This window comes from Aureispira sp. CCB-QB1, assembly GCF_000724545.1.
GTDB lineage: Bacteria > Bacteroidota > Bacteroidia > Chitinophagales > Saprospiraceae > Aureispira.
Genome location: NZ_JHBV01000032.1, coordinates 134217 through 144779, shown reverse-complemented (window position 1 = coordinate 144779; position 10563 = coordinate 134217). Strand labels below are relative to the sequence as shown.

General features: G+C 34.4%; 7 protein-coding genes. 3 read left to right on the top strand and 4 right to left on the bottom strand.

Annotated features, from left to right (window positions below; translation table 11 throughout):
* Positions 1 to 86 precede the first annotated feature (86 nt).
* The 3 genes from CG11_RS17550 to CG11_RS17540 form a co-directional block, all read right to left on the bottom strand.
* Positions 87 to 2879, bottom strand: coding sequence for an outer membrane beta-barrel family protein (locus CG11_RS17550; protein ID WP_052598115.1), 2793 nt, complete (start codon positions 2877 to 2879; stop codon positions 87 to 89).
* Positions 2880 to 3180: 301 nt separating this feature from the next.
* The gene (locus tag CG11_RS17545) at positions 3181 to 3681 is read right to left on the bottom strand and encodes a hypothetical protein (protein ID WP_156039816.1); all 501 of its coding nucleotides are present in this window, start codon (positions 3679 to 3681) and stop codon (positions 3181 to 3183) included.
* A 751-nt stretch (positions 3682 to 4432) separates the two neighbouring features.
* Positions 4433 to 5893, bottom strand: coding sequence for a hypothetical protein (locus CG11_RS17540; RefSeq protein WP_052598111.1), 1461 nt, complete (start codon positions 5891 to 5893; stop codon positions 4433 to 4435).
* 173 nt (positions 5894 to 6066) lie between these two features.
* Between CG11_RS17540 and CG11_RS17535 the strand changes: the two genes are divergently transcribed.
* Positions 6067 to 6474 carry a hypothetical protein gene (locus CG11_RS17535; protein ID WP_052598110.1) on the top strand — a complete coding sequence of 136 codons (408 nt, stop codon included), beginning with the start codon at positions 6067 to 6069 and terminating at the stop codon, positions 6472 to 6474.
* A 17-nt stretch (positions 6475 to 6491) separates the two neighbouring features.
* On the opposite strand, the gene CG11_RS17530 is transcribed toward CG11_RS17535, so the two are convergent.
* Positions 6492 to 7916, bottom strand: coding sequence for a hypothetical protein (locus CG11_RS17530; protein WP_156039815.1), 1425 nt, complete (start codon positions 7914 to 7916; stop codon positions 6492 to 6494).
* Between the two features lie 236 nt (positions 7917 to 8152).
* On the opposite strand from CG11_RS17530, the gene CG11_RS17525 reads away from it, so the two are divergent.
* Both CG11_RS17525 and CG11_RS17520 read left to right on the top strand, forming a co-directional pair.
* Positions 8153 to 9355: a hypothetical protein gene (locus CG11_RS17525; RefSeq protein ID WP_052598107.1), complete on the top strand. Its 1203-nt coding sequence runs from the start codon at positions 8153 to 8155 to the stop codon at positions 9353 to 9355.
* 87 nt (positions 9356 to 9442) lie between these two features.
* Positions 9443 to 10516 carry a T9SS type A sorting domain-containing protein gene (locus CG11_RS17520; RefSeq protein ID WP_052598105.1) on the top strand — a complete coding sequence of 358 codons (1074 nt, stop codon included), beginning with the start codon at positions 9443 to 9445 and terminating at the stop codon, positions 10514 to 10516.
* Positions 10517 to 10563: the final 47 nt, after the last annotated feature.

The following is a 10563-nucleotide window of genomic DNA, read 5'->3' as shown; positions in this document are numbered from 1 at the left end:
TCTAAAAATTATAGGCAAAAAATACGTTTATTTTTTGCCTATAAAGCTGATTTGATCACTCAACTAGCCTATTGATAGGTTTGTACTTATTCAAGAAGAATTAACCCACCTCCTGCTGGTGATGGTTGGTTTCCTCCCATCTTATTAATCTTATACGATACAGAAAGCATAAAATAACGTCCCAATAGGTTCGTTTGAGTCTCTGTAATATTAGCTCCCCAATTGTAGCGATTAATTCTGAAAGCCTCGTTGAGTATATTCTCTGCACTCAACTCAATTTTGAGTTGGTCTCCCTTAAAAAAGGTACGGCCAACACTTGCCGACCAAATAGGAATAGCAAAGCTTTCACCATAGCCCAAGTCGTCAAAAATAGTATATTCAAAATTCGTTTTGAGTTGCCATTTCTTGGCAATTGTTACCCTTACTTTTGCATTATAACTATGCGTGAGCGACGTAACATTCAGTGCATCGTTCTGCGAATAGTAGGAGTTATTCAAGTTTGCTCTTGCCGAAATAGATAAATCAACTATTTTTTTCTTTTTATTTCCAAACGATGCATACAAATTATAATTGTGGTTCAATTGTTCTGAAGTTTCCTCATTCAGCAAAATTGGCTGTTGTCCCAAGCCAGCTCCTCCTCGTATATTGTATTTGATTATCTTTTTAATCTCACCATTATATCCAAAGTGGAATCCAAAGTTAGAACTTGTTCCAAAATTGACAGGTTGGTAGGTTCTTCTAAAGTTATCGTCAATCGTCTGTTTACTAGTAATGGCGTTTTGTGTTAGATTTCCATATAAAGAAACATATAAAGATGTAAATGTCAACTGATCCCATAAGTTATAACTTAACCACACATTGTGTCTATATTCAGGAATCAAATTTGGATTTCCCAAACCAATAGATAGTGGGTTCTGGTTATTCAGCATGGGCTGCAATTGATTTAAATTGGGTTCTTGTACATTCGTTCGGTAATTAAGATTCAACGATTTGCTTTTTGTAAATTTGTACTTGAAGTTCGCATGACCAACAGGATAATAGTACGTTTGATTGATGACCGTGGCACTCGAAGCCAAGATTCCTTTAAGTCCGCTGCGTTGTATTCCTGCTGATAATTTCACCGACACCTTTTCTCCTTGATGTTTAAAATCCGTTGTGAATGCTTGAAAATTATACTCTTTTTGATACAAATCTGTCAAAGCACTATTAAGTACTTCTACCTGTTCTTTGATATCATATGCCTTGCGGTCGTTATTTTCTACACTAAACCCAGCTCTTAGTTTAAACTCAAAATGATTTTTCTCTCCCAAAGGTTCTGTATAAGCAAATTCAGCTCCATACACTTGCTTATCATTGGCAGAAGTTTGATTTTGATTTAAAGTGTCTATCGTTGTTATTTGTTGGTTTTGATACAATCTTGTTTGTGAAAAATTATCAAAGATATCGCCATTATTAGCCAATGCTATTGCTACATTTGCCCACAAAGAACGTCCTTTTTTAGGTAATTTTTTTTGATAATGAAGATTAGAAATTAATCCCATTCCCACTTCATCTTTTCGAGAATTCTGATTAATATCATTCTCTAAGCTATCGGTTCCTCCCAGTGTTTCAGAATATCGGTCATTGTCTTCATCCGAATCAGTATACTTCATTTTTAAACGCAAACGAATTTCCTGTGTGCTGTCAAACTTATGAGAAAATTTGGTATTAAAAACATGACGTTGTGCTAACAAAAACTGACTATTTTGGCTATTGGTGGTATAAAAATTTTCGGGAGCAATAGACCGACGGAATGTTTTGGTCAACATCGACTTATTGGCATTGGTATACATATAATGAGCACTTAACTCTGTTTTTTCTGAAATGAAAAAGTTCACATTAAAACCACCTGTAATAGCCCGAGTTTCTCCAGAAGTATTGCCCCATAATAAGCTCAATACAGGATCGTTCCAACTGTTTCCAATCGACATGCCCGAATAACCAGACATAAAATTATCATAACCACCTGTCATTCCTTGAAAGTCTTGATATGAAAAGCCAGCCTTGTTGACATTATTAGAAGCGCCAATAATAGAAATTCTCATTTTAGGGTTAAAATAATTGATCCCTAATTTGCCTTGATAATAATGATTGTCAGGATAATAACCATATCCCCCCTCAATATTCCCCATATAACCAACCTTTTTGTCTTCCTTCAAGGTTAAATTAATTGTCTTACTTTCGTTCTCATCATCGGTGTCTGTTAGTTCTTCTTGGTCTGTTTTTTTGTCAAATACCTCTACCTTTTTGATGGCGTCTGCTGGTAAGTTTTTTAGGGCAGCCTTGACATCCTCACCAAAAAACTCTTTGCCATCCACCAAGATTTTTTCTACTTTCTTTCCATTAATTTTAACGGTTCCATCTTCCTCTATCTCAACACCTGGCATTTGTTCCAATAGCTTCTCTACATCATCGTGTGCTTCTACATTAAACGCAGCAGAGTTAAATTCCAGTGTATCTCCATTCATCCGAATGGGAATATGCTCTGCCTCTATTTGAGCTGCCTCAAGCATATTGGTCGCCTCTGTTAGTACTACTGTTCCTAAGTCATAATCTTTGTCTAGTGTTATGTCTTTTATAAAAGCAGCATATCCAACATAGCTAATTTGAAGTTGATACTCTTTGTTTGCTTCCCCTGTTAATTTGAATTTTCCATTATCTGTAGACAGTCCATAATTAGCAAAAGAAGAATCAATCTTGTTCATCAAAACTACGGTTGCCGCAACCAAAGGGGCTTCATTCTCATCTTGCAAAACACCTGTAATGCTATGCGTTTTTTGTGAGAATAGTATTTGGCTAAAAAGAAGAAAAACGAATAAAGAAATAGTTCGAGTTGACATTTTGTTTTGTTTTTGGGTGATAATCTGTGAGCATAGATTTTGTTCAAAAGTGCCTTATTATTAGCATTGTAGGCATTGTTTTTTTTTGCAAAAAACAATTTTTTTAATTGTTATAAAATTAATTGCCTTCCATTGACAAAACTTTAAGAACTACAGGTCATCTATTCAGCGAATTATATCGTGGAATTTAAGGCGCTGCTCTATTAATACGAATTATTATAATAGGTTACACCTTCAACAAAAAAATGTGACAAAAGCAGTACGCCCTTGTCACATTCATTGCTTGACATTTACCCTCAATTTACAACCTAGTGTAAGTTGCTAAACAAGTATCTATTCGTTGATTGGTCGTATCGTTGATCATATATTCAATTCGGATCAAAGTATCTACTACCCAAGTTCCTGTTCCTGAAAAAATCGTGTCGTTACTTTTCCAATCTATTTCAAAATTAGTAAAGTTCGTATGTGTGGCAGGCACTGTACGTCCTGTATTACCCAAATTAGATAAGGTTAAATTAGCCTCATCTACCGCAGCAATGGTACTGTTATAGGTAGTTGTTCCTGCATTGGGTCCTGTACAGCTATCCGATACAGTATAAGAACCAATCATTTTTGTTGTCCATGTTACCGTACAAATTCCATTCAGATCTGTTTGGTATCCTCGACTACAAATACATTCTCCAGAAATCGCATCACAAACGCCATTATCGCAAGACACACCTTCACAAGGATCTGTTTCACAAGATATTAACACAACAAAAATAAAAACAGTAGACATAAAGAAACGCACGATATTACTCATATAACTTATTGATTTATTAATAATTAAACGTGATGATTGAATCATTGACTCTTACCATATTTAGAGCCACAAAATAAGCAAATATAGGCTTGTTATACAATTTCTGCTAGAAAATCCATGTATAGAAAAGCCTGCTACTCGTTTATCATCGGGAGCTACACAGGTATCCAACCAATTGACATGGTTAATAGTTTCACCTTGCATACTATAATAATACATATAAACCTATTGTCTATGCAGTCAATTTTATAGCACTCCATTAAGACTTCTTTCTAATGATATAGTAGTTCGTTGATTAGCTCCCTGCGGTCGTGAGATCGCTATCGCTTAGTTGTTTACTTTTTTACAAAAAAAAAACAAAAAAACACATTTATATTAACTTGATAATCAAAATTTTAACACATAATACAATAAACACACAACTTATTAATTATCAACTGCGCAGCACTCACGAAGTAAACTAATAAAGTTTACTTCGTGAGCGCTGCGCTTTTAGTTAGCTTCGCTGCTACTGCGTGGTTTCAACGAACTATTGATGATATAGAAAACGAATAAAATACATCAAAAGGCTATGCTAACTATTTACATTAACATATAAATTTAAAAATACTTTATGAGAGATTACTTGGGTCTTTTCGCATTTGTCCTCCCCTTTGTTTATTCCTGTGACAAATAACCCAATAACAAGATACAGAAGCATTGAATGGTGCTATAGAAGATTCAGGTGTAGAGGACACTTTTTAAATACAATTCAAGGAAAAGGTGGCTCATTTTCATTTTCGCCTCCACGCTTAGTAAGGGCTTGCTCATTTTGTCGATTCAACCAACGATACATCATTGTAGAAGCAGAACTAAAGTTATTTTGAAACAACGCATCTAGTTTTTCCTGAATCTCTGTTAGTTTCTCTTTTTGTTTTCCTTCGTCTACGATATAAATAGCTTGTATATGTTGGTAAATAAGCTTTGAGTATGCGATAAAAACCTCTTCTCTTGGCGTTTTGTATCTATGATTTTGTATTAAGTTATACGCTTCTCTTTCAGCCAATTCTAATTCATTTCTAGAATAATACAAGATTGTCAAGAGCAACCGAGCATAGACAAAATCATTTTCGGGGCGCTGTTGAATGTTGTGTTCCAAAAGCATATCCATAGGTTTTTGATATTCTCCCTGCATCACATAAGCCCAACATAACATATATTGTATACGGTACATAACTTGGGGAACCTTTTTCCACGCTCCTTCATTCGACTCGTACCATTCGATCGCCCTATTGTAAGCTTCCAGACAAATCAAGTTTGAAATGTAATTAAAATAAACGGCTGCCTTTTTGGGCGTGGACAACATCTGCGCCTTGTTCAAGGCACGAACATACAACTCATCTGCCTTTTGATATTCTTTCAGCAAAAAGTATTCAAGTCCAACCGTTATTTCTACCATTGTAATTGAATGTTTTAAAGTAGGGTGTTTGGGGTATTGAGCTAGCAATGGTTCTGCGCATGCTAGAGCCTTTTGAAGGATATTAATTTTTTCTGTTCCGCTTAAGAAGTAACTTTGAATTCTATAATCCAAAAAATCAACTAAAGTATCGCTATCCAAGTAGTTCTCTCTTTTATAATAATGAGGTCCCCGTCGAAAATCATACTTTTGCCCGCTCAAGGCATACAAATTGCCTTGAATAAAAGCATCTTTTAATTCTAACTCTTTGTAATCAATCTCCATTTGAGCAACTGTAGCTTTTAAGGCTTCTTCCGTAAGCAATTTTAGCTCCTCATACAAAGCAGTGTTAACTTCTGATGAAGCTGTTTTGTAACTAAAAAACAAATTGATCAACTTAACTTTTAAGGAATATAAGGATTCTGCTACGGCTTTTTTATAAAGCTTCTTCCATATCTGCTCAAAAAGAGAAAACTCCTTTCGTTCTAAATAAATTGTCATCAAACTCAGCTGTGTTTCATCTGAGTTGATACGCAGATTTTTGCGCCAAACTTCTTCCACCATAAAAAGCTCTAATTCTCGATTTAACAACCTTAACTCATTTCGAAACAACGCATCTTTTTTAGTAGTATACTGAGCATTAAACGTCTTAAAAAAAGCCATTTCTTTATCCACTTTTTGATGTTTCTTCAAATAAGCATAGAGTCGCTTTAGAGAAGCTCTTTTGTGTGAATGGAGCACTTTCTTTTCAAAGTGTTTCAATTCACTGGTGGTCATAAGCTGTATTATTTCAATGGTTTTCAATACTTTATTATTTTTTATACGCTTCTTATTGTACTATATTTTATCACAAATCCGAATTTTAAATTTGTTATCATGATTTATCCAACCTACTTTTACAATCGTTAGAGCAACATTCAACAAAAACGCCATCCATACAATCTATATCTATGAAATATATAGTCTTAATCAGTTTGTTTTTTTTATTAATCAGTTGTGACCCAAGTGTTGATTGTAAGCGAATTATCACCAATAATTCGAATCAAGACATTTGGCTAATCAATTTAGACACCGCTTTTTGCAATACATTTGATAGCATTTTAGTTGTTCGTAATACCAGCTATGTATTGGATGTAGATCATGACATAGGAGGCTCCTTACGTCAATATGAAGATTGCCAATATTACCCAATAGCCTACTGTATGGATAGTTTAGGGACTAGTATTGCAACCGATAGCTCATTAAGCCTTTCTTTTCCTCTCACACTAGATGCCAATTGGATATATCAAGTTATCAAACCTGGTAAAAATGGCAGCTGCGAATGTAGGCTTAGCATTACCGATGCCGATCTTCAATAAAACTCAATATTGATTCCTCAAATTATTTTTTTAGCGGCTACCTGTTCATTCTGTTTTGTCAACCAACGATGTAGCATTGTAGATGTATAAGTAAGTTTTGTTTCATACATTTTGTCTAATTCCTTTTGTATTTCTTGCAATTTAGTACGGCGTTTATCTTTATCAGCAATGTAAGCTGCTCGTAAGTGTTGGTAAATAAGCTTAGAATATTGAATAAAAGCAACTTCTTTTGCCAATTTGTAGCGGTCATTTTGTATAATATTGTACGCCTCTCTTTCAGCTAGTTCCAGTTCGCCTCTTGAATAATACAAAATAGTTAACAATACACGTGCATAGATAAAATCATTCTCTGGTCGTTGCTGAATGTTATGTTCCAAAAGAATATCCATCGGCTTTTCATAATCTCCGATCATGATATATGCCCAACACAGCACCCACCCAACTCGATACGTTACAAGCGGAGAATCTTTCCAGTCCTCTCCACTATTTTCGTACCATTCAATTGCTCTCTGATAATCGCCCAAACAAACCAAATTAGAAATGTAATTAAAATATACCATTGATTTTTGAGCAGGATGTAGTACCGCTACATTTTTTAATGCCGAAACATAAATAACATCTGCCTTACTATGTTCTTTTAATAAGAAATATTCAAGTCCTATGGTCATTTTCATCATAGGAATAGATGCCCTTAACTTAGGATGTTGTTCTTCCAATAATTCAGCCTGTTTCAACGCTTTTTGAAGTACCCTTATTTTCTCTAATCCATCTAAAAAATAACTTTGAATATTGTACTCCATAAGTGCAATCATATCATCATTCGGCACAGGGTTGACGACACGATAATATGTTTTAGCCCGATGGAAGTCATACTTATGCCCATTTAAAACGTATAAATTTCTCTGTATATAAGCATGCTTTAACTCCAGTTCTTTATAATCTACTTGCATTTGGGCAACAGTGGCCTCCATTGCTTCTTCCAACAATAATTTTATGGCACAGTACACGTCCATATCAATTTCTGACGAGGTTGTTTTATAGCTAAAGAACAATTCTATTAATTTAACTTTCAACGAAAATAAACCCTCTTCTTTAGATTTCTTGTAGAGCTTTTTCCATGTTTGTTCAAATAAATTAAACTCCTTTCGTTCTAGATAAAGTTTTATCAAATTAAGTTGCGTTTCATCCGAATTGATACTTAAACCTTTCTTCCATGCTTGTTCTACTATAAAAAGCTCCAATTCTCGATTCAATAACCTTAATTCATTGCGAAAAATAGCATCCTTTTTAGAAGTATAGGGTGTATTAAACACCTTTAAAAAAGCTGCTTCTTTATCTATTTGAGGCTGTTTTTTTAAGTAAGAATATAATTTTTTGAGTGTCACTCTTTTGTGTGAATTTATCACTTTTTTTTCAAAAAGCTTTAATTCACTCTTAGTCATAACACTAAGTATTTCAATTGTTTTCACTGACATTTTGCGTTTATTATTCGGGTATTACAGCATTTTTTTTCATCACAAAGGAGAAAATTCATGTTGTACTCATAATGTACATATCCTAATTTTGATACAACTAAACAACTATTATTAAAAAAATAGAATTCTCAACCAACTTAATTACCCTTTTTAGTTCCAATGCTTTATCAGGTTGAAGATTCTGTATAAAAAACCAAACAACAATGAAACCAATTATTAAAAAAATTTGCTCTATTGCCTTGCCACTTGTGGTACTTTCTTTTGGTGCTTGTAAAATAACACCACCACCAACCCCCTGCGATGCTATTACCATTTCAGATTTTAGCCATTTTAAAACAGACCAAACCCTAACCGATCACTGTGCTGGAGTAGATTATATTATTAAAGGTAGCTCTTATTATGACGTTACAGCCAATCTAAAGGTTGAAAGTGGTGTTACGATTCAATTTGAAGATGGAACAGGCTTAGCCATCCAAGAAACAGGCAGTATCAATGCCATAGGAACTTCTGCCGAGCCAATTACCTTGATGGGTTCTAGTGAAAATGCTGTTGGTGCTTGGTTGGGCGTTATTGTTTATAGCGATAAAACGGCTAATATACTAGATCATGTGACCATCAAAGGCGCAGGAAGTGATGCCTTTAACTCCAATGGCGAAAGAGGATGCTTAGTAATATACGCCGACTCTAAAATTAAAATAGACAATTGTACCTTTGAGAATAGTGCTGCTTATGGGATAAACTCCAATTATACGTCTGCTCAAATCACTTCTTTAATGAACAATAAATTCAACAACAACAATACCCCGATGCTTATGAGAGCTAACTATGTGAATGTTGTTGATGCCACCAATTCTTTTTCTGGTAACACCAATTCTTACGTACATATGAGAGTTGGAAATGAGATAAAAACGACTCAAACATGGCAGGCACTTAGTATACCTTACCGTTTAACAGCTTCTAGTGGGGGAATTTTTGGAGATCAAGAAATTGGGAATAGCGGAAAACTAACCATCAATGCTGGTGCAATAATCGAATTTGAAGTTCAAACAGGATTGCACATTGACGATGGAGGTGCTTTGATTGCCGTGGGAACTCCCAATAACAAAATCCAATTTAAAGGCGAAGATGACCGCTCTGGTATTTGGAATGGCATTCAATTTACCTTTACTCAAAGTCCTTTTAATGAAATTGGCTATGCAACAATAGAACATACAGGAAGCGATAAAGGAGCGATTTATATGTGGGCAGACCCTGTTATTAATATCCACGATGTTTCTATTAATGATGTTTCTAACTGTGCCTTTTACGATGCTCCCAAAGGAGCTAACGATGCTGCCAATCCCAATTTAACTCGTACCAATATAAGTTATAATAATGTGGTCAGTCAATATTGTAAGGGGAACTAGTTTAATTTTTATATTAAATATTAAGTTGTTTGAAGTATTTTTAACTTCAAACAACTTCGTTTTTTAATTTGTCATCAAATCATTTTTATGAAAACTCTCAGGACTTTATTTTTATTATTTATCTGCACTTGCGCAACTTACACCAAAGCACAAAACGTAACTATTCCTAATCCTAATTTTAAAAGTTATTTAATTGGGAACAATGCTATTAATACAAATGGGGACAATGAAATACAAATAAGTGAAGCTACTGCATTTACAGGTACGATCAACTGTTCTCTCCGCAATATTACCGATTTGACAGGAATAGAAGCGTTTGTCAATCTTCGAGTTTTAGATTGTAGTGTTAACCAAATTCAAAGCTTAAACCTAAGTCAAAATGTTCATTTGGAAGAATTGCTCTGCTTTGGCAACTGGTTGCTAAATTTAGATGTCTCTCACAATCCCAAACTAAAGAAATTAATTGCTTATACAAATGGCTTTACAACTATCAACCTAAATCAAAACCCTGACCTAGAAGTTTTAGCGGTTTACTTCAATCAAATTAATACAATTGATCTTAGTCAGAACCCTAATTTAATGACGTTAAATATTGGCAACAATCAACTCTCCAATTTAGATATAAGCCAAAATCTAAATTTACAAAATCTCTATATTTATAACAATCAAATAACAAACTTAGATCTGAGTCAACACTCTACTTTGTTCAATTTTAGTGGTAGTAACAACCAATTAAGCACATTAAATATCAAGAATGGAAATAACGCTAACTTTAATACTTTTAACACCTCCAATAACCCTAATTTAACCTGCATAGAAGTCGATGACCCCGTATTTTCTACCAATAATTGGACAAATATAGACTCTACAACGACTTTTAGCACAACCTGCATAACGAGTGTATTACAAACAGAGAATACCTTAGAAAATATTTCTATATACCCCAACCCAATAGAAGATAACATAACAATTGATTTGGGACACTTGTGCCATAGTGTTTCTGTAAAAATTACAGCATCAACAGGGCAAACCCTATATACACAAGATCTTGGCAGCACCCAACAAATCAATCTAGGTGTAGAGATGTACAATACAGGTATCTATTTTGTAACCATTCAGACAGAACAAGGCACACACACATCCAAAATACTCAAACAGTAAAGCACAAAAAGCAAGAAGGAATTATGCGATTAACGCATAATTCCTTC